Origin of the sequence: Sphingomonas sp. (genome assembly GCF_003248515.1) — a bacterium.
Taxonomy (GTDB): Bacteria; Pseudomonadota; Alphaproteobacteria; order Sphingomonadales; family Sphingomonadaceae; genus Sphingomonas_I.
Genome location: NZ_QFOB01000009.1, coordinates 50,996 through 72,262, shown reverse-complemented (window position 1 = coordinate 72,262; position 21,267 = coordinate 50,996). Strand labels below are relative to the sequence as shown.

At 63.5% G+C, this 21,267-nt stretch carries 19 protein-coding genes and 1 pseudogene; 11 read left to right on the top strand and 9 right to left on the bottom strand.

The window, feature by feature from the left end:
- The first annotated feature begins 7 nt into the window (after positions 1-7).
- The 3 genes from DI605_RS14840 (at position 8) to DI605_RS14830 (ending at position 2,789) form a co-directional block, all read left to right on the top strand.
- Positions 8-1,156: an L-dopachrome tautomerase-related protein gene (locus DI605_RS14840; protein WP_293975439.1), complete on the top strand. Its 1,149-nt coding sequence runs from the start codon at positions 8-10 to the stop codon at positions 1,154-1,156.
- Positions 1,153-2,133 carry a LacI family DNA-binding transcriptional regulator gene (locus DI605_RS14835; RefSeq protein ID WP_293975437.1) on the top strand — a complete coding sequence of 327 codons (981 nt, stop codon included), beginning with the start codon at positions 1,153-1,155 and terminating at the stop codon, positions 2,131-2,133. The genes DI605_RS14840 and DI605_RS14835 overlap by 4 nt, the downstream gene beginning before the upstream one ends.
- 209 nt (positions 2,134-2,342) lie before the next feature.
- Positions 2,343-2,789: a nuclear transport factor 2 family protein gene (locus tag DI605_RS14830; protein ID WP_293975435.1), complete on the top strand. Its 447-nt coding sequence runs from the start codon at positions 2,343-2,345 to the stop codon at positions 2,787-2,789.
- A gap of 326 nt (positions 2,790-3,115) precedes the next feature.
- On the opposite strand, the gene DI605_RS14825 is transcribed toward DI605_RS14830, so the two are convergent.
- The gene (locus DI605_RS14825) at positions 3,116-4,033 is read right to left on the bottom strand and encodes a LysR family transcriptional regulator (RefSeq protein ID WP_293975433.1); all 918 of its coding nucleotides are present in this window, start codon (positions 4,031-4,033) and stop codon (positions 3,116-3,118) included.
- Positions 4,034-4,313: 280 nt separating this feature from the next.
- Between DI605_RS14825 and DI605_RS14820 the strand changes: the two genes are divergently transcribed.
- The 6 genes and pseudogenes from DI605_RS14820 (at position 4,314) to DI605_RS14795 (ending at position 10,481) form a co-directional block, all read left to right on the top strand.
- A complete protein-coding gene (locus DI605_RS14820) occupies positions 4,314-5,465 on the top strand; it encodes an NAD(P) transhydrogenase subunit alpha (protein WP_293975431.1) in 1,152 nt (383 codons plus the stop codon).
- Positions 5,466-5,476: 11 nt separating this feature from the next.
- On the top strand, positions 5,477-5,785 hold the full coding sequence (locus DI605_RS14815; RefSeq protein WP_293975429.1) for an NAD(P) transhydrogenase subunit alpha: 309 nt from the start codon (positions 5,477-5,479) through the stop codon (positions 5,783-5,785).
- A gap of 73 nt (positions 5,786-5,858) precedes the next feature.
- Positions 5,859-7,104: pseudogene (locus DI605_RS14810) on the top strand (NAD(P)(+) transhydrogenase (Re/Si-specific) subunit beta).
- A 46-nt stretch (positions 7,105-7,150) separates the two neighbouring features.
- Positions 7,151-8,542: an NAD-dependent succinate-semialdehyde dehydrogenase gene (locus tag DI605_RS14805; protein ID WP_293975427.1), complete on the top strand. Its 1,392-nt coding sequence runs from the start codon at positions 7,151-7,153 to the stop codon at positions 8,540-8,542.
- A 24-nt stretch (positions 8,543-8,566) separates the two neighbouring features.
- Positions 8,567-9,598: an alcohol dehydrogenase AdhP gene (gene adhP / locus DI605_RS14800; protein WP_293975425.1), complete on the top strand. Its 1,032-nt coding sequence runs from the start codon at positions 8,567-8,569 to the stop codon at positions 9,596-9,598.
- A 103-nt stretch (positions 9,599-9,701) separates the two neighbouring features.
- The gene (locus DI605_RS14795; protein WP_293975423.1) at positions 9,702-10,481 is read left to right on the top strand and encodes an acetoin reductase; all 780 of its coding nucleotides are present in this window, start codon (positions 9,702-9,704) and stop codon (positions 10,479-10,481) included.
- A gap of 268 nt (positions 10,482-10,749) precedes the next feature.
- On the opposite strand, the gene DI605_RS14790 is transcribed toward DI605_RS14795, so the two are convergent.
- The 8 genes from DI605_RS14790 to ptsP form a co-directional block, all read right to left on the bottom strand.
- Positions 10,750-10,872, bottom strand: a complete 123-nt coding sequence (locus DI605_RS14790; protein WP_293975421.1) for a hypothetical protein — start codon at positions 10,870-10,872, stop codon at positions 10,750-10,752.
- A 33-nt stretch (positions 10,873-10,905) separates the two neighbouring features.
- Positions 10,906-11,325, bottom strand: coding sequence for a hypothetical protein (locus DI605_RS14785; RefSeq protein WP_293975419.1), 420 nt, complete (start codon positions 11,323-11,325; stop codon positions 10,906-10,908).
- Positions 11,326-11,488: 163 nt separating this feature from the next.
- The gene (locus tag DI605_RS14780; protein ID WP_293975417.1) at positions 11,489-11,680 is read right to left on the bottom strand and encodes a hypothetical protein; all 192 of its coding nucleotides are present in this window, start codon (positions 11,678-11,680) and stop codon (positions 11,489-11,491) included.
- Between the two features lie 99 nt (positions 11,681-11,779).
- The gene (locus DI605_RS14775; RefSeq protein ID WP_293975415.1) at positions 11,780-12,520 is read right to left on the bottom strand and encodes an HAD family hydrolase; all 741 of its coding nucleotides are present in this window, start codon (positions 12,518-12,520) and stop codon (positions 11,780-11,782) included.
- A 38-nt stretch (positions 12,521-12,558) separates the two neighbouring features.
- A complete protein-coding gene (locus DI605_RS14770) occupies positions 12,559-13,974 on the bottom strand; it encodes a carbohydrate porin (RefSeq protein ID WP_293975413.1) in 1,416 nt (471 codons plus the stop codon).
- Positions 13,975-14,015: 41 nt separating this feature from the next.
- Positions 14,016-15,728 (bottom strand): PTS fructose transporter subunit IIC, encoded by a 1,713-nt coding sequence (locus DI605_RS14765; protein ID WP_293975411.1) that lies wholly within the window; start codon positions 15,726-15,728, stop codon positions 14,016-14,018.
- A complete protein-coding gene (gene pfkB / locus DI605_RS14760) occupies positions 15,725-16,693 on the bottom strand; it encodes a 1-phosphofructokinase (protein ID WP_293975409.1) in 969 nt (322 codons plus the stop codon). The genes DI605_RS14765 and pfkB overlap by 4 nt, the downstream gene beginning before the upstream one ends.
- Positions 16,693-19,209: a phosphoenolpyruvate--protein phosphotransferase gene (gene ptsP, locus DI605_RS14755; protein WP_293975407.1), complete on the bottom strand. Its 2,517-nt coding sequence runs from the start codon at positions 19,207-19,209 to the stop codon at positions 16,693-16,695. Before ptsP ends, pfkB begins: the two co-directional genes overlap by 1 nt.
- 150 nt (positions 19,210-19,359) lie before the next feature.
- On the opposite strand from ptsP, the gene DI605_RS14750 reads away from it, so the two are divergent.
- Together DI605_RS14750 and DI605_RS14745 are read left to right on the top strand one after the other, a co-directional pair.
- Positions 19,360-20,364 carry a LacI family DNA-binding transcriptional regulator gene (locus DI605_RS14750; RefSeq protein WP_293975405.1) on the top strand — a complete coding sequence of 335 codons (1,005 nt, stop codon included), beginning with the start codon at positions 19,360-19,362 and terminating at the stop codon, positions 20,362-20,364.
- A complete protein-coding gene (locus DI605_RS14745; RefSeq protein ID WP_293975403.1) occupies positions 20,361-21,230 on the top strand; it encodes a shikimate 5-dehydrogenase in 870 nt (289 codons plus the stop codon). The genes DI605_RS14750 and DI605_RS14745 overlap by 4 nt, the downstream gene beginning before the upstream one ends.
- Positions 21,231-21,267: the final 37 nt, after the last annotated feature.

Sequence of the window (21,267 nt, the reverse complement as noted above, 5' to 3'; positions counted from 1 at the left end):
CATTGCCATGCGAAGTCTCGCTGCCGCCTTCCTCCTGATGACGGGTAATGCCGCGACCGCGCAGACGACGCCGCCCCCGATAGCCGACAATCGCGATCCGGGTTTCGGCACTACGGACCAGGGGCGGATAGAAATTGTCGCCAGCATTTCCGAACCGGGTCCTTCAGGGATTGCGGTCATCGGCGGCCGCATTTTCCTGAGCTTTCCCAAGCACGATGGCGATCATGCCGGCCCTGTACTGGGCGAGTGGAAGGACGGTCGCGTAATCCCCTTCCCCAACGCGCGTACGGCGAGCGCCACAACCGGCGACCCGGCCGGCCGCCTCGTCTCCGTCCACGGCCTCACCACTGACACGAAGGGACGCCTCTGGGCCATCGACGACGGCAAGGTGAAGGGGCAACCGATCCCGCCCGGCGGCGCCAAGATCGTCGGCTTCGATCCTGCCACGGGTCGGCTGATCGGCAAGGTGATCCTGAAGGACGCGCTGCTGGCGGGCAGCCACATGAACGACTTGCGGATCGACCTGACGCATGGCGCAGAAGGCACCGCCTACGTCTCCGACAGTTCCTTCGACGGTCGCCCGGCCCTGATCGTCGCCGACATCGCGACCGGCCGCCAGCGGCGCGTGCTGGCCGACGATCCGCGGATCAAGGCCGATCCCGGCTATCAGACAGTACTCGACGGTCGCGTGCTGCGCCAGGACAGTGCCAGCCCGACCTTCCCTGGCGGCGGAGTGGACGGCGTGACCTTGTCGCCCGACAGCACGACGCTTTACTTCGCTCCATTGAGCAGCCGTCGGCTCTACAGCATCGCCACCGCGGCCCTGTCCGATTTCGCGCAGGACGACGCTACGCTTGCGGCCGCGGTCAAGGACGAGGGTGAGAAGGGCGCAGCGGACGGGCTCGCCACCGACCGTTGGGGACGCATCTACACCACCGCAGCCGATCATGACGCCGTGTTCCGCCGCAACGCGGACGGCAGCTTCGACCTTATCGCGCGCGATCCGCGCTTCGTCTGGCCCGACGGCATCTTCGCCGACGATACACACGTCTACGTCGTGCTTGGCCAATGGACGCGGCTACCGCGCTTCCATAATGGTCAGGACATGCGCAAGCCACCCTACCTCATCGCCAGGATGCCGATCACGGCGCCATGAACGGACGCGGACCAACATCCCATGATGTGGCGCGTGAAGCCGGTGTATCTCAATCGGCCGTGTCGCGCGCCTTCACGCCCGGCGCGAGCGTCTCACCCCAGATGCGCGAGGTCATCGAGGCTGCCGCCGAACGGCTCGGCTATCGCCCGAGCCGGCTGCCCGGCATGATGCGGCGCGGCAAGAGCGGCATTGTCGCGGTCGTGGTCGGCGGCCTCTATAACCCGTTTCACACGATAACGCTGGAGTCCTTCACCCGAGCGCTCACGGCAGCCGGCAAGCAGACGCTACTCGTCCGCATCGACAATGATCGGGAACTCGACGACGCGGTCGGCGATCTCGTGTCCTTGCGAGTCGACGGCGTGTTGAGCGCGCTTTCGATCGCATCTGCCGAGGCGGCAAGCGAGCTCGACCGTCACCAACTGCCGATCGTCATGCTCAACTCGGCGGTGGAGACTGACTGGGTGCGCTGCATCAATTCGGACAATGAAGGGGCCGGACGCCTGGCGGCGCAGCTTCTTCATGGATCGGGTAGCCGGCGCCTCACCTCCATCATGGGACCGCGCTCGGCTCTGAGCCATTCGCGACGAGCCGTCGGCTTCGCCGACGCGCTGCGATTGCTTGGCGTGGAGGCGCTTCACTCGTTCCACGGCGAGCTTGACTATGACTGGGGCCGCCAGGTGGCCACCAAGATGGTCGACATGTCCGATCGACCTGACGGAATCTTCTGCGGCAACGACCTGATTGCGGCTGGTCTGATAGATTGTTGGGCGAAAGCGGGCCTCCAGGCGCCGCAGGATTTTCGGATCATCGGCTATGACAATATGCCGCTCGCTTCGTGGGATCACTACGATCTAACGAGCTTCGATCAACAGACCGATGCTATGGCGGAAATCGCGGTCGGCCTTCTGGAGGTCCACGCCTCTTCCGAGATTAGCTGCACGATCGACCCCGCACTGGTGCGGCGGAAGTCCTGCTGACAACGATTCCCGAATTTGCTCAGTCCCGCGCCGGGTCTGTAGTGCGAGCCGCAATCGTCCCAGGGACTGATGCGCTACTGTCCTGGACCGCAATTGTCGTCCGCAAAACGAGGCGTGGTAACAGGGCTCATGGACGCGGGAGGAAGGTTGCAAGTGCGCGACGTGAAAGGCAGGATGACAGGAGGCAACAGCGAGAGGTCGGGCAAAGGATGTTCAGGACGTTCGGAATTGCACTTGCCCTTTCGGCTGCGCCAGCCTTTGGCCAGGCATCACTCGGCATCCGGGTGCCTCCCGAGATCGGCGCAGCCTATGGCCGATTGGGCAAGGCGATGATGGCGCATGACGCTGCTGGCGTGAAAGGGGTATGGGCGGAGGATTTCGTCGTCAACTCACCCAATAACGAGGTTCTGTCCCGAGATCAGGTCATCGCGGTGATGGAGAGTGACTTTCTCGACTATAAAGACTTCCACAAGCATATCATCTTCGTCAGCGAGAAACCGGAGGTGACGGTGATCATGGGCTATGACACCATGATTCCGACCAAGGGGCCGGGTGCCGGGAAGCAGGTGATGCGGCCTTTCACGGACGTCTGGGCGAGGCGTGGTGGAACCTGGCTGCTGATTGCACGACAGGCGACGATCGCGGCAGCGAATTGAGGATGCGCTTCAGTTTCAGGATGCACGGGAAACCGACTTGAGAATGCCAGGCCCGGTGAGCAGCCGCAAAATCAACTCCCATCCGGTCAGCGCCCATGTCAACTGAGCGCAGGCCCGGCTTATCGTCGGGAAGCTGAGCATTCGGCCTCGTCGGAAGAACGCACTCGGCGGCATCGATGGCCGACTGCAAACAAAGCGCGGAAAGCGGCTTGCCCGCCTCATCAAGCAAGAAGTTGGTTCCCCTCATCGAATAATGGCGCTCCAAACGAGGGGCTCTCAGGGCGGACACAGTTCTCTAACGGAACAGCATTCCGGCAAAGCTATATTCAACCTTGCGCCCCGGAAGATGCATCCGGATCAGACGCGCCGGCGCGGCAATCCCGAACAAGATCAAGCCATGCTCGTGCAGCAGGCATCAAATGGGCGTCCCGCCGCCAAATCATAGCCATCACCCATTCACAGTTCGGTTCATTCAGCGGGATGGAGCGGACTGCAGAATGCTCGGTTCGTTGCGCCACCATCAGCGGCAGGAACGCTGCACCCAAACCTGCGCCGACAAGATCAACCATGAAATCGGCCTGACTGCTGCAAGCAGCTATGGTCGGCTCGAACGCGGAACGACGGCAGGCTTCGATCACCATTTTGTGCATGGCGAAATCGCTGTCGAACAAGATGAAGGGTGTATCCTTCAGGTCGGCGAAGGACAGCGAGCTTCTGGTCGATAGCGGATGCCTCTCCGGGAGTATGGCGACCACGGCTTCCCGCCGGACGACTTCGGCGTCGAAATCGCTCGAAGAAGGCAAAAGAGCGCCGGCCAGGTCGATCGCGCCCGCTCGCAAACTGGTCTCGAGTTGGGCGCTGCCTTGCTCCACGAGTTGGATTTCGATGCCTGGGTAACGCTGCCGATAGAGGGCGAAGAGCTGTGCAAACACTGTTCCGCTGCCGACGGACGCCAGCCCGAGCCGCAGCACGCCCCGCTTCATGCCACGAATATCATCGAGTTCCGCGATAAGGTCCTCTCGATCTGCAAGCAGTTTGATCCCTCGGCGATAGACGACTTCGCCCGCCGCGGTGAGCACGGGACGATGGCCGGTCCGATTCAGGAGTGGTATTCCGAGCTCTTCTTCAAGCTGCTTCACCGCCTTGCTCATCGTGGATTGCGTAGAGAACACTGCCTTGGCCGCAGCGGAAAAGCCGCCGAGACGGGCGACTTCGACAAAAGCGCGTAGGGGTCTGAACTCCATGTCATTCCTAACTGGAATAGCTTCTAGTCGATCTGTTCGTTTCCTTCATAGCAATATGAGGCGTAACTTCCCACGCAAAGGATGTCTTTGAGGGCAGGGTAGACGGTCAGGCGGACACTTTTGGCCTGCCAGGAAGGCGGGCGTTGCAAACCCGATCAGGCCCTGTTCCGTCCTCGCCCAAGCGACGCACATTTGCGCTCGATCAATGCCGAAGATCCTGCGTGAGGGCAATGTGGCGAAGTGCGGCCACGCATGAATGTCAGAAAGGCGCCGATCTTCGATGTCCGTTACTGTCGCTGTTCTCAAGGAAACCAGAAAGGGTGAACGGCGCGTGTCGATCGTTCCGGCCGTCGCAGTCAAGATTTCCCAGCTGGGCGCTACTCTAGCGATCGAAACCAAAGCAGGACTGGCGGCCACCTTCCTCGACAGTGCCTATGCCGGCGCCAGGTTCCAATCTGACGGTCCGTCTGTTGTCGCTGACGCCGACATCGTGCTGGCAGTCCAGCCGCCCGCCGTCGAGGTCGTCGAGGCGATGAAGCCTGGCGCTGTTCTGATCGCTTTCCTCTACGGACCCAGCAATCCGCAACTGGTAGCGGCCCTTCAGGCGCGCGAGGTGACAGCGCTGGCGATGGAGGCCATTCCTCGGATCAGCCGCGCCCAGGCGATGGACGCCCTTTCGAGCCAGGCGGCTCTGGCCGGCTACTATGCTCCTTTACTCGGCGCCGTGAACATGCCGCGTATTCTGCCGATGATGACTACGGCGGTTGGCTCGCTGCGGGCGGCCAAGGTGCTGGTGATGGGGCTCGGCGTGGCGGGATTGTCCGCTCTGGCAACCGCGCGGCGGCTGGGCGCGATCACCGAAGGCTACGACGTACGCCCCGAGACCAAAGAACAAGCCCTCTCGCTCGGTGCCAAGTTCGTCGAGACCGGCGTCGATGCACGTGGCGAAGGTGGTTATGCCCGTGAACTTATCGCGCAAGAGCAGGATCAGGTCCAGTCCGCCTTGAGCAAACACATCGCCGAGGCTGACATGATCATCACCACGGCGTCCGTCTCTGGTCGCCCCGCGCCCAGGCTCATCTCGGCCACCCAGATCGCCGCCATGAAGCCGGGCGCCGTGATTGTTGACCTTAGCGCGGAAGGAGGAGGGAACTGCGAAGGCGCAAAGCCGGGCGAGACCGTCGTTCTGGGGCCGACGACGCTCGTCGCCCCGCTGAATGTCCCCTCAGCCCTCGCCCAGCATTCCAGTGAACTCTACGCCAAGAATATCCTCAACCTGCTCCAGCTCATCGTGAAGGATGGAGCGATCCATCTCGACTTCGATGACGAGGTGTTGGCCGGAACCGTCCTGACCCATGCGGGCAAGATTATGAATCCAGCCGTTCGCGAGTGCCTCCAAGGCGCCAATCCAGCCCAGACCCCTGTCGAATAGGAGCCGCACCGATGGCGATGGACACCTCCATGACATGGCTCATTGCCCTCTACATCTTCATGCTCGCCGGCTTCACGGGTTACGAGGTGATCAGCCGGGTTCCCTCGATCCTGCACACGCCGCTGATGTCGGGCTCCAACTTCATCCACGGCATCGTCGTGGTCGGTGCCCTCTACGCCCTTCTGAACGCCACCACCCTGTTCGGTCAGGTCGTCGGGTTCCTGGGCGTCGCTCTGGGCGCCGCAAACGCAGCGGGCGGCTACGTCGTGACAGACCGGATGCTCGCCATGTTCAAGTCCAGCGGCGGAAAGAAGGGCTGACGTGGTCGCGCAACACCTTATCGGGCTGAGCGGACTGGTCGCCGCAGCGCTTTTCATCCTGGGACTGAAGCGGATGTCGTCTCCGGCGACCGCGCTTTCGGGCATCGTCTTCGCTGGCGCGGGCATGATGATCGCCGTCGCCGCGAGCCTGGTCGAGAGGCCGAAAGGTCGAGATGACCGCGATGCCGCAGATGGTTGCGCTCTATAACGGTATGGGCGGCGGTGCGGCGGCGGCGGTCGCGGCCGTGGAAATGTCCACGCGCGGCGCGCATAGCGCAGCCGTCCTCGCTGTGACGGTTGCAGGTGCGCTGATCGGCTCGATCTCCCTGACCGGCTCGGTGATCGCCTGGGCCAAGCTGGACGGCAAGATCAACAAGCCCTGGCGGTTCGGCGGCCAGCGCGGGTTCAACGCGCTGATCTTTATCGCCACCGTGCTCCTCGGTATCGCCGCCATCGTCCTGCACGCTGCTCCTTCGGGCGATCTGCTCGCCCTTCTCTTCTTCACCGGCGCGCTCGCGTTCGGCATCCTGATGACCCTGCCGATCGGTGGCGCCGACATGCCGGTCGTGATTTCGCTCTACAATGCCTTCACCGGCCTGGCCGTGGGCCTGGAGGGCTATGCGCTTCAGAACCCGACCTTGATGATCGCGGGCATGGTGGTGGGCTCGGCGGGCACGCTGCTAACGGTTCTGATGGCCAAGGCGATGAACCGTTCGATCGTCAATGTGCTGTTCTCGAACTTCGGCGACGTGGCCGCCTCGGGAGCGGGCGACGTCCACGGTGAGATGAAAGCGGCCGAGGCAAGTGATGCCGGCATCGCCATGCGCTACGCCTCCAGCGTCATAATCATTCCCGGCTACGGCCTCGCCGTCGCCCAGGCGCAGCAAAAGCTTTACGAGTTTGTCAAACTGCTGCAGGCCGCCGATATTGATGTGAAGTTCGCGATCCATCCGGTCGCTGGCCGGATGCCGGGGCATATGAACGTCCTGCTGGCCGAGGCCGGTGTGCCCTACGACATCATCTACGACATGGACGACATCAACGGCGATTTCGCCAACACGGATGTCGCGCTGGTGATTGGCGCCAACGATGTCGTCAATCCGGCGGCGCGAACCGACAAGACCTCGCCGATCTACGGCATGCCCATCCTCAACGCCGACCAGGCCCGGCAAGTCTATGTGGTCAAGCGGGGCCAGGGGAAGGGCTATGCCGGCGTGGAGAACCTGCTCTTCTACGGCGACAACTGCAGCATGGTTTATGGCGACGCTCAGCTAGTGCTGACTGCCATGGTGCAGGCCGTGAAGGATCTCGGCGCCTGAAGACTTCCGCGATGTTTTCCTCCCCAGATGACTGAAGGATAGTGAAATGGCCTATGCAACCATCAACCCCTATACGGGCGAGACTCTGAAGACCTTCCCCGAAGCGACCGATGCCGAGGTGACCGACGCCATTGGCAAGGCCCAAGACGCCTTCCTGGCCTGGAAGGATACGCCCTTTGCCGAACGCGCACGCATCCTGCAGAACGCCGCGGATATTTTGCGACGCAATGCCGATGGTTATGCAACCCTTCTCACCCTTGAGATGGGCAAGCTGTTCGGTGAGGCCAAAGCTGAAGTCGAACTCTCGGCCAAGATCTTCGAATATTATGTCCGCAACGCCGAGGACCTGCTGAAGCCCGAGAAATTACCGGTTCTTGATCCAGCCGAGGGCGAAGCCATCCTCGTCCACGAGCCCCTTGGCGTGCTGCTTGCGATCGAGCCGTGGAACTTCCCCTACTATCAGATCGCCCGGATTCTCGCGCCGCAGCTGTCCGCAGGCAACACCGTGCTTCTGAAGCACGCCTCGAGTGTTCCACAAAGCGCCGAAGCCTTCGAGAAGCTGATGGCCGAGGCCGGTCTGCCCGTCGGCGCCTTCACCAACCTCTACGCCACCCGCTCGCAGATCGAACTGATCCTCAACGATGACCCCGTGCATGGCGTGGCGTTGACCGGCTCCGAAGGTGCGGGCTCGGTCGTGGCCGCCCAAGCTGGCAAGGCGCTGAAAAAGTCGACCATGGAACTCGGTGGCGCCGACGCCTTCGTGGTCCTCGCTGACGCGGACCTGGAGAAAACGACCAAATGGGCCGTTTTCGGGAGACACTGGAACGGTGGGCAGGTCTGCGTTTCCTCCAAGCGCATGATCATCGTCGACGAGGTCTATGACGACTTCCTGGCGCGCTATCGCAAGGGGGTAGCCGAACTTGTGGCGGGCGATCCGTTCGATCCGGCCACGACCCTGGCCCCGCTGTCATCGCAAGGTGCGGCGGATGAGTTGAAGGACAAGATTCGCGAGGCGGCGAGATTGGGTGCTACTGTCGAGGAAGTGGGGCCACCCGTTCCCAACCAGGGCGCGTTCGTGCAGCCCACGATCCTGACAGCCGTGGGTGAGGACAATCCCGCGCGCTACTGGGAATTTTTCGGGCCGGTGTCGATGCTGTTCCGTGCTCAGGACGAAGCCGATGCGATCCGCATCGCCAACGATTCCCCATTCGGTCTGGGCGGCTCGGTCTTCACCTCCGACCCGGTCCGCGGCGCCGAGGTGGCCAAGCAGATTTCCACAGGCATGGTGTTCGTGAACCATCCTACGAAGGTTGAAGCGGACTTGCCGTTCGGCGGTATCCGCCGGTCAGGCTACGGGCGGGAACTGCTGGGCCTCGGCCTCAAGGAGTTTGTCAATCACAAGCTCATCGACGTCGTCGATATCGACGCCCCCTTCTGAGTTCTCTTCCCAAAGGAGATTGAAATGCAAAAGACCATGAAGGCGGCCGTCGTCCGAGCATTCGGCGAGCCTCTCGTCATCGAAGAAGTCGCGGTTCCCCTGCCCGGCCCCGGGCAGATTCTCGTCAAGATGGCCGCCACCGGCGTGTGTCACACCGATCTCCACGCCGCCGAAGGCGACTGGCCGGTCAAGCCGAAGCCGCCTTTCATACCCGGTCACGAGGGGGTAGGCCATGTGGTCGCCGTCGGCAGCGGCGTCGGCCATGTGAAGGAAGGAGACCGTGTCGGCGTACCATGGCTTTACACTGCCTGCGGCCACTGCGTGCACTGCCTGGGCGGTTGGGAAACGCTGTGCGAGGATCAGCAGAATACCGGCTATTCGGTCAACGGAAGCTTCGCCGAATATGTCCTGGCCGACCCCAACTATGTCGGCCATCTGCCCAAGAATGTCGGCTTCGTCGACATATCGCCGATCCTGTGCGCAGGCGTCACCGTCTACAAGGGGTTGAAGGTGACGGATACAAAGCCGGGCGACTGGGTCGCGATCTCCGGCATCGGCGGCCTGGGGCACATGGCGGTGCAATATGCCAAGGCCATGGGTCTGAACGTCGTCGCTGTCGATATCGATGACGCCAAACTGGCGCTGGCAACGGAACTTGGCGCCACCATGACGGTGAATGCTCTGAACACCGATCCCGCCGCCTTCATCAGGAAGGAACTCGGCGGCGCGCAAGGCGTGCTCGTTACGGCCGTTTCCCCCAAGGCTTTTCAGCAAGCGATGGGTATGGTCCGTCGCGGTGGCACGGTGTCGCTCAACGGCCTGCCTCCCGGTGACTTCCCCCTGTCTATCTTCGATACCGTGCTGAACGGGGTGACGGTGCGCGGATCAATTGTCGGGACGAGGCTCGATCTACAGGAATCGCTCGACTTTGCCGCCGCCGGCAAGGTCAAGGCCACCGTGACTACCGATAGCCTCGAGAATATCAACGACGTGTTCGACAGGATGCACAAGGGCAAGATCGAGGGCCGCATCGTGCTCGACTTCGAGAACGCCTGAACCTCAAGGTGTCAGTGCGGGCGGGAGGGACCTGCTCCGCTCATCTGCTGATCGTCGCCATCGGTGTCCGACAAGCGAACCCGCAGGCCAAAAGGGAATAGTCATGTCCGTGAAGAACAAATCCATATTGATCACCGGCGCCAGCCAGGGCATCGGTCGTGGCATCGCACTTCGCCTCGCCAAGGACGGAGCTAATCTGGCTCTGGTCGACATCAAGGCAGACAAGCTGGAAAGTGTGCGCCACGAGGTTGAGGCCCTGGGTATCCGGGCCACCACCTTCATCGCCGATGTCAGCCAGCGTGATCAGGTCTACGAGGCTGTCGACCACGCCGAACAGGCGCTGGGCGGCTTTGATGTCATCATCAACAATGCCGGCATTGCTCAAGTGAAGCCACTGTCTGAGGTCGAGCAGAAGGACCTGGACCGGATTTTCCCAGTCGACGTCTACAGCGTCATCTGGGGCATCCAGGCGGCAGCCGCCAAATTCAAGGCGCGGGGCCACAAGGGCAAGATCATCAATGCCTCCTCGATCGCCGGCCATGACGGTTTTGCCATGCTCGGCGTTTACTCGGCCACCAAGTTCGCTGTTCGAGCCCTCACCCAGGCGGCGGCCAAGGAGTACGCCTCAGCCGGCATCACCGTGAATGCTTATTGCCCCGGCATTGTCGGCACCGACATGTGGGTGGAGATCGATGAACGTTTTTCGGAACTGACCGGCGCGGCAAAGGGTGAGACGTACAAGAAGTATGTCGATGGCATCGCTCTGGGACGCGCCCAAACGCCCGAGGACGTCGCCGCATTGGTTGCCTTCCTGGCCAGCAACGATTCCGACTATATTACGGGCCAGTCCATTCTGACCGACGGGGGAATCGTTTATCGCTAGTATCCGGATTCTGAAGTGATATTGCTTTGCTGAAGCACGGTCTCGAGTGTCCGTGGACAGAAGCGCTAATGTCATTGGCAGACTTAGCTCATCTAAAGGTCTGGTGTCTGCGTAGATGGCGGCGATATAACTTTCGATCGCCGCCTCGATCTCCGCGGTCAAGCGATGAACGCGACGGCGGATCTTCCAGCTAATAAGATTGGCGACGAAGTGCCCGATCTGATTGACCCAGGAGGCTCCAGTGGCGTGAGATGCACTCGCCATGCGGTCACTGGTCAGCAACAGGGCGGATCGCGGCTGCGAATTGAGGACGCGCTTCAATTTGAGGATGCGCGCCGAAGCGACCTGTGAATGTGAGGCCAGTTGAATAGCCGAAGGTGAATTCGCCCATGATTAGCGCCCATGACAATTGATCCAGGAAAGATTATGTTTCGTCGTCGCCCTGGGCTTCGGCGATGTCACGAATGATCGCGACCCAGCAGGCGTTGATCAGCCCTTCATCGGCCGACTTTTCCTTGACCGCCAAGGCATAGATACCAAGCAGATTCGAAAATTCCCTGACCGAGACGCTCCCTTGGCGTGCCAGCAACGTCGCCACCAGCGCCAGCGCGCCCCCGATCGCGCGGACAAATGCCGGATCGACAGTAAGGCTTTCCGCCGCCGGCGCGTCCGGCCTATCGTCGGGAAGCTGATCACCCGGCCTCATCGGAAGAATGCGCTCAGCGGCATCGATCGCAGCCTGCAAATGCAATGCGGAAAACTTCTCACCCGCCTCATCAAGCAGGGCGATGGCCTCACGCATGAGATCAATGGCGCGCCGCCGCATCGCCGCCAAATCCTTCATAGCAGTTCTTCCCGCTGCGCCGACGGAGGTGCACACGACCGCCGGCATTTCCGGCTCGCATGTCCTGCCGAGGGCAAAGGTCTCCTTGTCTCGCGGTTCAGCCCAACACAGCCTTGTCGGTATCGCGCTGAAGACCCAAGTCATCGAAACATCGGTGATAGGACTATCTGGAACTATCTGCGACCAGCCTTTCCACTTCGGCCAAATGGGCTTCTCTGGGTTTTGCTTCAAGGAAATCAGTTACGTCCAGATAGCCCAGTTCGCGAACCTTCTCGCCCACTTTGTACCGAAATTCATCGTTCACGTTAGCAACCACAACCTCGCGCAACTTCAGCAAACGATCTTCATAGTGCATTCTGCAAGCTCCTCTACGCAGCAGACAACGTAAATCCAGACTAGCGTCATAGCGCCCAGTCGCCCTGCGGAAAACGATTTCTTGCACACCAATCTGCAGTTAGCGGGTTCGCGAGGCGATCTCGTCGAGATGACGGTACAGATCGGCCGGGTCGTCATAGACGCGCAATGCACCGCTGCGCTCAAGTTCGTCCGCGCCATAGCCGCCCGAAAGCAAGCCGACGCCAAGCGCGCGGCACCGCGCGGCGGCGAGCATATCCCAGATGCTATCACCGACAACGATCGCGCTTTCGATCGGCACTTCGAGCCGCCGTGCCGCTTCAAGAAACAGGTCCGGGTCGGGCTTGGCGAAGCGCACCTGATCGCGTGTCACGACGATTGCGCTTGCGGGATCCACGCCCAGTGCGGCCAGGTTTGGCGCGGCCGTTTCCAGGCGTCCGCTCGTCGCTATCGCCCAGCGAATACCCATCTGCGTCAACCCGGCGAGAAGCTCCCTTGCCCCCGGAAGCGGCACAACGGAAGCGGCGAGTCGGCGATACGCCTCGGCATGGCTTGCCCGCAGGCGTTCGATCGTTCCGGCATCGACTTCCCGTCCGATTTCGCGAAGCAACTGATCGGCAAAGAGGCCGCCACTCATGCCGATCTTGCGATGAATGCGCCAGACCGACAGTTCGATTGCCTCCGCGCGCAGCGCTTCATGCCAGGCAAGCACATGCTGATAGACACTGTCGACCAGCGTTCCATCCAGATCGAAAAGAAAGGCGTTCGGAACCATAGCGCGCAACCTCAGATCCTGACTAAGCAAAATTCTGCAAAAACCTGCAAAACCATGAAATGACAAACTAGTGGAAGCATCTTACATGCCGCACCGCGTGGCGCCTATCGCGTCATTGCCAGTAGCGTCGGCGCATCGACCGTGAACTTGAATCCGAAGATGAGAGCGTTGCCGATGTTGCTCGAACGAAACGGCGCTCCGGTCTGATCGGGATGCAGGATATACTGGACGTTCGGCGACACCCGGATCGCGGGACCGATCTGGGCGCCATAGGCAAGCTCCATCATATACTGGTTGCGCCGGACATTGCCGTCGCCGCCCGCCGCGATCCGGGCAGCGCGCATCCGCTCCATCGCGAGATCGGAAAAGCTCTGCTGGTTGACGACGAACCCGATCGTATCCTGGTCACGGCCCCGGAAGGTGCCCTTTTGGACCAGGCCCAGTTCGAGGAAACGCCGCTCCTCGACCCGGCCGGACAGATTGGTCATCGCCACCCCGAACAGTGTGAGGCCACGGTCCGAATGAGGATCGGGCCGAGTCAGCATCTGGTCGAAGCGGATATAGATACCGGAACGGCCATGGCGCGTGGCAGCGGGCCGGTCGGTGAGGATCGCGATCCCGCCATCCGCATCGCGCAGCGGATCGGCATAGTCGGCGCGGTCGAACCAGCCGCCGATGATATAGTTGCGCGGGAGCCGCTCGTCCGCGGCTTTGGTGCTGTAGCCAATCTCCCACGGCACGATCACGCCAGTTGCGTTGCGGGCGCTGAAGCTGAACCCGTCGTCGTTCGGATCGCGCCGGTCGGGATTGACTTCATAGACGCCGACATGCGCCCACACCCTCGGGGTGACGCTGAGCCTGGCATGCGCCATCCAGCTCGAGGCGGGAAAATAGGTGAAATTGCTGTTCTTGAAAACGAAGGTCGGGTTGCCGCAAGCCGAGTTGCTCTGGAAATTGCAGTAGATCGGCGAATTGAGGAAGTGGATGTTCGCCTGGCTCTTGCCGGCTTCGATGGCGAGCGCGCCGCCCAGCAGCTTCTGCTCATAGGTCAGGATCGCGAGATGAGTGTTCTGGGTGCCCCAGATCTCCTGGACCGATGTGTTGTTGCCGATCGCGATCTGCGAGAGATTGTCGCCGTGGCGGTTGGTCACCGCAAAATGCAGGGCGCCGCCGCCGATGCCGGCGATCCTGTCAAGGTCGAGATCGGCGCCGATATAGAGTTGCCCGGCATGAGCCGCTTTCCGGCGCAGGCCTCCCGTCACATTCCCCGCCGCTTCGCCGGTATAGTTGAGCGCGATCGACACACCCTCATCGGCAAAGGGCTGCCAGGGTTGCGGCTGCTTGCGCTGGACGCCGAGCATGATCGGCACGGTCCGGCTTGCCTCGCTGGCCGGCTGCGGCGGCGAAGGTGATGCCTGCGTCCCCGATGCACTTTGATCTCGCTCCTGCGCCCATGAAGCGGGCGCGAGCATTCCCATGCCCAGCGCGGCAAGCGCCGCGAGGCCGATCCTTCCAGCCATGTTCCCCAGTCCTTCGTTATGTTCTGTCTTGCCCCGAAGGGTCAGTTGCCCTCGACCGGGCGCTTGAGCAGGCCCACCAGAAACGCGCTCACGATCGTTCCTGCCGCGATCGCCGCGACATAGGCGAGGAGATGCGAGACCGCTCCCGGGATCGGCAGCACGAACAGCCCGCCATGCGGCACGCGCAGCTCGACCCCCGCCATCATCGAGATAGCGCCAGCAACCGCCGACCCGGCCATCAGTGACGGGATCACCCGGAACGGGTCACGCGCAGCGAACGGGATGGCGCCTTCGGTGATGAAGGCGAGGCCCAGTACGGCGGCCGCGCTCCCGGCCTCGCGCTCGTCGAAGGTGAAGCGGTCGCGGAACAGCCGCGTCGCCAGCGCGACTGCCAAAGGCGGTGTCATACCTGCGGCCATGGTCGCCGCCATCGGCGTATAAACCTGGCTAGCGATCAGGCCGACCGAGAAGGCATAGCCGGCCTTGTTGACCGGACCACCCATGTCGAAAGCCGACATCGCGCCCAGGATCAGCCCGAGCAGGATCGCGCTCGACCCCTGCATGCCGCGCAGCCACTCGGTGAGGAAGGCGAGCGCCGCCGCGACGGGCGCCCCCACCGCATAGACCATCAGCAATCCGGTCAGGAGCGTGCCCAGAAGCGGCAGGATCAGGACGGGCTTCAGCCCCTGCAGATTCTTGGGCAGGCGAATGAAACGGTTCAGTCCCTCGACCCCATAGCCGGCGATGAAACCCGCTACGATGCCGCCGAGGAACCCCGCGCCGAGATTGGCGGCGAGCATCCCGCCGATCATGCCGGGTGCGATTCCTGGCCGGTCGGCGATCGAATAGGCAATGTAGCCGGCGAGCGCAGGCACGATCAGGGCGAACCCACCCTTGGCGCCGATCTCGAACAGCGCATGGGCGAGCGTACCGGCCGCGGCATCCTCATTGGCATGGATACCGCCAAGCGCGAAGGCCAGCGCGATCAGGAGACCGCCCGCCACCACGAAGGGCAGCATGAACGACACGCCCGTCATCAGATGCTTATAGGGACCGGCCTTCTCATGGCCGGCGGACGACGCGGCCCCGGCCTGCGCGGAAGCCTCCCCGCCCTGCACCGTCGCTTCGGCCAGCGCCTTTTCGATAAGCTTTGCGCCGCCTGTGATGGCGGGCTTCGTGCCCCCTGCGAAGACGCGCTTGCCCGCGAAGCGACCGCGATCGATCTCGCGATCAGCGGCGATCAACACAATATCGGCTGCAGCGATCTCATCCGCGGTCAACGCATTGCCTGCGCCGACTGAGCCTTGCGTCTCGACGCGGATATCGTAGCCGAGTTGCTTCGCGCCTTCCGTGAGCCCTTCGGCCGCCATGAAAGTGTGGGCGATGCCGGTCGGGCAGGATGTCACTGCGACGATACGGACCGGCGCTGCCGGGGGGCGGCGCCGCGCGTCCCTGCCCGATGCGACGGAAGCAAGCGCCGACGAGGGATCTGCGAGCACCTCTTCGAGGCTCAGGCGCTTGTCGGCCGCCCTGCCCAGCGCCTCGTCGCGCGCCTGTGGCGGAGAGACGAACAGCAGCACATCTTCGCCTGGGCGTGGCGGTTCCGACAAGGGATTGACCACGCCCTGCGCGGTCCTCACCTCGATCTCGATCGGTATATCGCCTGCTTTGGCGGCCTTGCGAAGCGCTTCGCCCGCCAGCACCGCCGACACGTCGGTATCGCCGCCCTCGACCACTGCCAGCAATCTTGTCATTTCGCCTCTCCCAGCAGCGCGGCATCATTCGATCGTGCCGCGAACACCTCTGTATCGTCCGCGAGCGCGTGGACCGTCGCGAGGCTCGGAAGATGCGGCCCCGGCCGGCCGAGCTTGGCAACCGCGAAGGCGGTCGCGAGACGCGCCGTGCGTTCGAGCGAGGCGCCTTCGATCAGCGCCGCGACGATCCCGGCGACCATCGCATCGCCGGCGCCGACCGTGCTGGCGATCTCGAACGCCTTGAGCCGCGCGATGAGCGCACCTTCGTCCGACAGGAACAGCGCGCCATCGGCGCCCATCGATACGACAACGAGACCGACGCCCTGCTCATGGAGGCGCGTCGCGGCGGCGAGCAGCGCGTCCGGATCGTCCGCAGCAACACCGGCCCAGGCGGCCAGTTCATCGCGGTTGGGCTTGACGACGTCAGGAAGGATGCTGCCCGACAGTCCCATGGCAAGCGGAGCGCCGCTCGTATCAAGCAGGACGCGCGCACCAAGGCCCTTCAACCGAACGATCAGATCGGCATAGATGTCGGGGGGACACCCCGGCGGAACGCTACCCGACAGCACGATAAGTGCGTCGTGGCCGGCGTAAGCCAGGATGGCGCGTATGAGGGCTTCGATATGGCCCTCCTCGACCCATGGACCATCCATGTTGATGTCGGTCGTCGTCTCGTCGTCGACGATCTTCAGGTTCACGCGGGTCGCGCCGGGCACGCGAACGAACCCGTCCTCGATCGACTTTTGCGCGCACAGCGCCTCGAATCCGCCGGCATTGTCGGCACCGAGCAGGCCAAAGGCGGTGACGCCCTGCCCCCAGTCGGCAAGGCAGCTGGCGACATTGACGCCCTTGCCACCGGCATCCTCACGCAATGCGCGCGCGCGATGGACCTCGCCGCGCACCAGCCGGTCGAGGCTGATGGTCTGGTCGATCGCCGGATTGAAGGTCACGGTCGCGACGCGCATCAGCCCTGCTCCCCGTCGAGCGCGCGAACCTGAGCGGCGCTTTCCATGGTAAGCGCCCGCGCGGCCAGCGATCGCAGCCCCTCCATGCCCGATGCACGGATACGCGCTTTGACCGCCGGGATATCGCGCGGCGTCATCGAGAGCTCAGTGCAGCCAAGCCCCGCCAGCAGCGCCGCCCCGAAGGGATCGCCGGCGATGCCGCCGCACACGCCCACCCAGCGGTCATGGGTCTTGGCGCCTTCGACCGTCATGGCAATCAGGCGCAATACGGCGGGATGAAGACTGTCCGCCTCGCTCGCCAGTTCCGGATTCTGCCGGTCTATGGCGAGCGCATATTGCGTGAGGTCGTTGGTGCCGATCGAGAAGAAATCGGCATGGGCCGCGAGCGTATGGGCCTGCACCGCAGCCGCAGGCAGCTCGATCATGATGCCGATCGGGACGGCAGGAGCGTCGAGTTCGGCGCGGATCGCCTCGCAGCGTTCGCGCAAGACTACAAGTTCGTGAGCCGAGGTGATCATCGGGAACATGATCGACAGGTCGCCGCCGCCCCTGGCGGCGCGGTATAGCGCGCGAAGCTGCGGATCGAGCAGGTCCGGGCGGCGCAGCAGCAGCCGCGCGCCGCGCACGCCGAGGAAGGGATTCTCTTCCTTGGGCAAGGCGAGATGCGGCACCTGCTTGTCGCCGCCGATGTCGAGCGCGCGCACGATCACCGGGCGGCCTTCCAGCGCATCGATCATGCCACGATAGACATCTTCCTGTTCCGCTTCGGTGGGGCTGTCGCCACGTTCGAGAAACAGGAACTCGGTGCGCATGAGACCGACGCCCTCGCCACCCTGCGACAGGGCGAATGCAACCTGGTCAGGCCGGTTCACATTGGCCCCGATCGCGATCTCGACCCCGTCGAGCGTGTGCGCCGGCTGGGCGCGCTCGGCCTCTTGCGCCGCACGGGTCTCCGCGATCGCGGCGATCCACTGGCGGGCAGAGGCAATATCAGCCGCCGAGGGGTTGATCCAGACCCGTCCGCTGTCACCATCAACGATCGCGATGGCGCCGGCTGCGAGGGTCAAGAGGTCCGCTCCGCCGGCTACGACCGATGGCAGGCCAAGGGTGCGCGCGAGAATGGCGCTGTGTGAGGTCGGCCCGCCCAGGGCCGTCGCGATGCCAACCACCTTGTCGGTGTCCAGCGTCGCGGTATCGGAAGGCGACAGGTCGGCCGCAAGGAGGATACAGGGCTCGTCCGGAAGTTCGTGGAGGCTTCCGCTCGCAAGACCCGGATCGATCTGGGCCAGCACGCGCCGCCCCACGTCGTGCAGATCCGCGGCGCGCGCGGCCAGCACCGGGTTGCCCAGCGTAGAGAGTTGTCCCGCCATGCGATCGACGGCCTGGTGCCAGGACCAGGCGACGCCATGGCCCTCGACCATGAGCTGGCAGGTCAGCGTGATGAGATCGGTGTCGTCGAGCAAACCCGCCTGCGCGGCGAAGATGGCGGCGTCGCCCGCGCCCAGGCGTCGTGTCGTGTCGTCGACGAGCGCCTTCATCTGCGCCCGCGTGCGCACCAGCGCCTCGTTGAGCAGCGTGCCACCTGTTACGAGATCGACCGGCTGATCGGGCACGTCCAGCTCGGCAGCGGCGAGGATATGGACCTTGCCGATGGCAAGCCCGGGACTGGCCGCCACGCCCGCAATCATCGTAGCTTCGCCATCCGGCTTCCAGCCGCGCACCGGCGCGTTCGCCTTCGCCTTTTCCGCAGCGCGCGCGGCGTCGGCCTTCTCGCGCACGGTGAGACCGGTGACGGTGCGCAGGAAGGCGTCGAGTGTCTGTCTTGCCTCCGGGCCTGAGGCCGAGATGGTGACGCGATCGCCCGCCTTCAGTCCCAGTTGCAGGAGCGAGACGAGGCTGCGCGGATCGGCCATGTCCGCGCCGTGCCGGACACGCAAGGGGGTGGGCCCGGCCTTGGCGGCGTCCGCCCAGGCAGAGGCCGGGCGGGCGTGCAGACCCGCTGGATAATCGACCGTCCATTCGATGCTCTGCGCAAGATCCTCAGCCGCCGGCCGCGCCGCGCCCGGCACCGCGTCGCGTTCGAGGGCGGCTGCGATAACCTCGCGATCGTCGGTTGCGACGAGGTTCGCCAGTGTCGTCTCGTCTTGAATAAGGCGCGTGAGGCGACGAAGGATCGCAAGATGGCTATCGGAGTTGGCGGCGATGCCAACCACCAGATGGGCTCTTTGGCCAGGATTCCATTCGACGCCCTCGCGCAGTTGGAGCACAACGATACCGTCGCGAAGAACCAGCCCCTTGTCTTCGCCCAGGCCATGCGGAATGGCGACGCCCGAACCCAGATAGGTATTCGCGACCGCCTCGCGGGCGATCATGCTCTCTTCATAACCGGGAGCGACACAGCCGGCGGCAACGAGCAGTTGCCCTGCCTGCCGGATCGCGTCTTCCTTGCCCGACGCTTTGGCGTCGATGCGGATCAGATCCTCGATTTCCGCGATTGTCCGGGCCTGTGCCAGCATTCCTCAACCTTCCTGTCATCCTTCTCCTAGCCAAGAGAGAACGTTTTCTCATCATTTTGTCAAGCCAGTTGCATTACATGGCTCTTTCCGTGCATATTCGACAAGCCGACAAGCGCGATATCAGACAAAAGCGGAGAGAACGATTTCCCTATGACCGTTGGAATCAAGGATGTCGCCCGAGTCGCGCAGGTTTCCCCGGCAACCGCATCGCGAGTGCTGGCCGGACGCAGCGTCGATCCCGCCATGCAGGAACGGGTGCTCGCTGCGGTCAAATCCACCGGCTACCGGCCGAACATGGCCGCGCGGCGGCTGCGCTCGCGCCATTCCAACACCATCGGCCTGATCGTCGCTGATATCCGCAATCCCTTTTTCACCGCGGTTTCCCGCACGGTCGAGGATATCGCCTATGCGCGCGGCATGCGGGTCATTCTGTGCAACACCGACGAGAATCCGGAGCGTGAAGCCATGTATCTCCAGCTCATGCATGAGGAGCGTGTGACCGGCGCTATCCTGGCCCCGACCCGCCAGGCGACCAGGCGTGCCAACGCCTTGCGATCCGACTTTCCACTGGTGCTCATCGATCGCGCCGCCGCCGGCGCCTATGACAGCGTGCTGCTCGACAATAGCGCCATGGCCGAACAACTCGTCGCGCATCTCCATGAGCAGGGCCATCGTCGCATCGCCGGCCTGTTCGGCGCGGCAAGCTCCACCGGGGCGGAACGGCAGGCGGGGTTTGAGCGCGCAGCGTCCGCTCTCGGGATTCAGGTCGAATCCCTGTTCGTGCCGCATGGCGCCGAGGAAACCGACAAGGCGGTGACACGCGCGCTCGCCAGCCATGCCGCCGCGCCGAGCGCTCTCGTCGCGAGCAACGGCAAGATGCTCATGGCGATCCTGCGTGCTCTGCACGGGATGGGTCTTTCGGTACCTGATGACATCGCCGTTGCCGGATTCGACAATGAGGGATGGATGGACCTCGCGGCCGGCGGGGTGACGGTGATCGAACAACCCGTCGAGGAGATCGGCCGCACCGCCATGTCGATGCTGCTCGACCGGATCGAGCATCCCGACGGTGCCGCGCGCAAGGTCGTGCTTACCGGCAAGTTGGTCGCGCGCGGTTCGAGCGCGCTCTCACAAGCAGCAAAGGTGAACGCATGAAGCCGCCGATCGGCCGGGACACGCGCCTGTGCATGTCGCTTTCGGCGCGTCCGGGCAATGCCGGGTCGCGCCTGCACAACCGGCTCTATGAGCTGCTCGAGCTCGACTATGTCTACAAGTCGTTTAGCACCACCGACCTGCCCGCCGCGATCGGCGGCATTCGCGCGCTCGGCATTCGCGGATGCGCGATTTCCATGCCGTTCAAGGAAGCGGTCATTCCCATGCTGGATGGCCTCGAGGGGTCCGCGCGCGCGATCGACAGCGTCAACACCATCGTCAACGACGATGGCGTGCTCACCGGCTACAACACCGATTTCGTAGCCGTGCGCGATCTCCTTGCCAGCCGCGCGATCGACCCGGCCACGCCGTTCCTGCTGCGAGGCAGCGGCGGGATGGCCAAGGCCGTGGTTGCGGCGCTGCGTGATCTCGGTTTTGCGCACGGAACCATTGTCGCGCGCAATCGCGAGGCCGGACAAGGGCTCGCAGACCTCTATGGCTATGGCTGGCGCGAGGATCTGCCCGACACCGGCGCGGCGATGCTGATCAACGTGACCCCCCTCGGCATGGAGGGGCCGCAGTGCGATAGTCTCGCATTTCCCCAGGACATGGTGGCGACCTGCGACGTCGCATTCGACGTCGTCGCCCTGCCGGCCGAGACGCCCTTTATTCGCGCAGCAGACGCGCAGGGCAAATCGGTGATCTCAGGCGCTGAGGTGATCGTCATGCAGGCGGTTGAACAGTTCGTTCTCTACACCGGCATTCGTCCCGACCCGGCCGCGATCGTCGAAGCCGCCGCGTTCGCCCACGGCCCGGCGTTGGCGGAACGGATCAAGGCCGTCATCGGTGCCAGTTCCGGCGCCGTCTAGGCGAATGGGCCGCGACGAGCCCCACAACATGGAGAGG

What these genes read in the sequence shown, in the direction of transcription:
- adhP (WP_293975425.1), top strand. Translation starts at nt 8,567, where the DNA reads ATGCAAAAGACCATGAAGGCGGCCGTCGTCCGAGCATTCGGCGAGCCT.
- DI605_RS14790 (WP_293975421.1), bottom strand. Translation starts at nt 10,872, where the DNA reads ATGGGCGAATTCACCTTCGGCTATTCAACTGGCCTCACATTCACAGGT.
- DI605_RS14815 (WP_293975429.1), top strand. Translation starts at nt 5,477, where the DNA reads ATGGCGATGGACACCTCCATGACATGGCTCATTGCCCTCTACATCTTC.
- DI605_RS14795 (WP_293975423.1), top strand. Translation starts at nt 9,702, where the DNA reads ATGTCCGTGAAGAACAAATCCATATTGATCACCGGCGCCAGCCAGGGC.
- pfkB (WP_293975409.1), bottom strand. Translation starts at nt 16,693, where the DNA reads ATGCGCGTCGCGACCGTGACCTTCAATCCGGCGATCGACCAGACCATC.
- DI605_RS14840 (WP_293975439.1), top strand. Translation starts at nt 8, where the DNA reads ATGCGAAGTCTCGCTGCCGCCTTCCTCCTGATGACGGGTAATGCCGCG.
- DI605_RS14765 (WP_293975411.1), bottom strand. Translation starts at nt 15,728, where the DNA reads ATGACAAGATTGCTGGCAGTGGTCGAGGGCGGCGATACCGACGTGTCG.
- DI605_RS14745 (WP_293975403.1), top strand. Translation starts at nt 20,361, where the DNA reads ATGAAGCCGCCGATCGGCCGGGACACGCGCCTGTGCATGTCGCTTTCG.
- DI605_RS14750 (WP_293975405.1), top strand. Translation starts at nt 19,360, where the DNA reads ATGACCGTTGGAATCAAGGATGTCGCCCGAGTCGCGCAGGTTTCCCCG.
- DI605_RS14780 (WP_293975417.1), bottom strand. Translation starts at nt 11,680, where the DNA reads ATGCACTATGAAGATCGTTTGCTGAAGTTGCGCGAGGTTGTGGTTGCT.
- DI605_RS14805 (WP_293975427.1), top strand. Translation starts at nt 7,151, where the DNA reads ATGGCCTATGCAACCATCAACCCCTATACGGGCGAGACTCTGAAGACC.
- DI605_RS14770 (WP_293975413.1), bottom strand. Translation starts at nt 13,974, where the DNA reads ATGGCTGGAAGGATCGGCCTCGCGGCGCTTGCCGCGCTGGGCATGGGA.
- DI605_RS14785 (WP_293975419.1), bottom strand. Translation starts at nt 11,325, where the DNA reads ATGAAGGATTTGGCGGCGATGCGGCGGCGCGCCATTGATCTCATGCGT.
- DI605_RS14830 (WP_293975435.1), top strand. Translation starts at nt 2,343, where the DNA reads ATGTTCAGGACGTTCGGAATTGCACTTGCCCTTTCGGCTGCGCCAGCC.
- ptsP (WP_293975407.1), bottom strand. Translation starts at nt 19,209, where the DNA reads ATGCTGGCACAGGCCCGGACAATCGCGGAAATCGAGGATCTGATCCGC.
- DI605_RS14825 (WP_293975433.1), bottom strand. Translation starts at nt 4,033, where the DNA reads ATGGAGTTCAGACCCCTACGCGCTTTTGTCGAAGTCGCCCGTCTCGGC.
- DI605_RS14820 (WP_293975431.1), top strand. Translation starts at nt 4,314, where the DNA reads ATGTCCGTTACTGTCGCTGTTCTCAAGGAAACCAGAAAGGGTGAACGG.
- DI605_RS14835 (WP_293975437.1), top strand. Translation starts at nt 1,153, where the DNA reads ATGAACGGACGCGGACCAACATCCCATGATGTGGCGCGTGAAGCCGGT.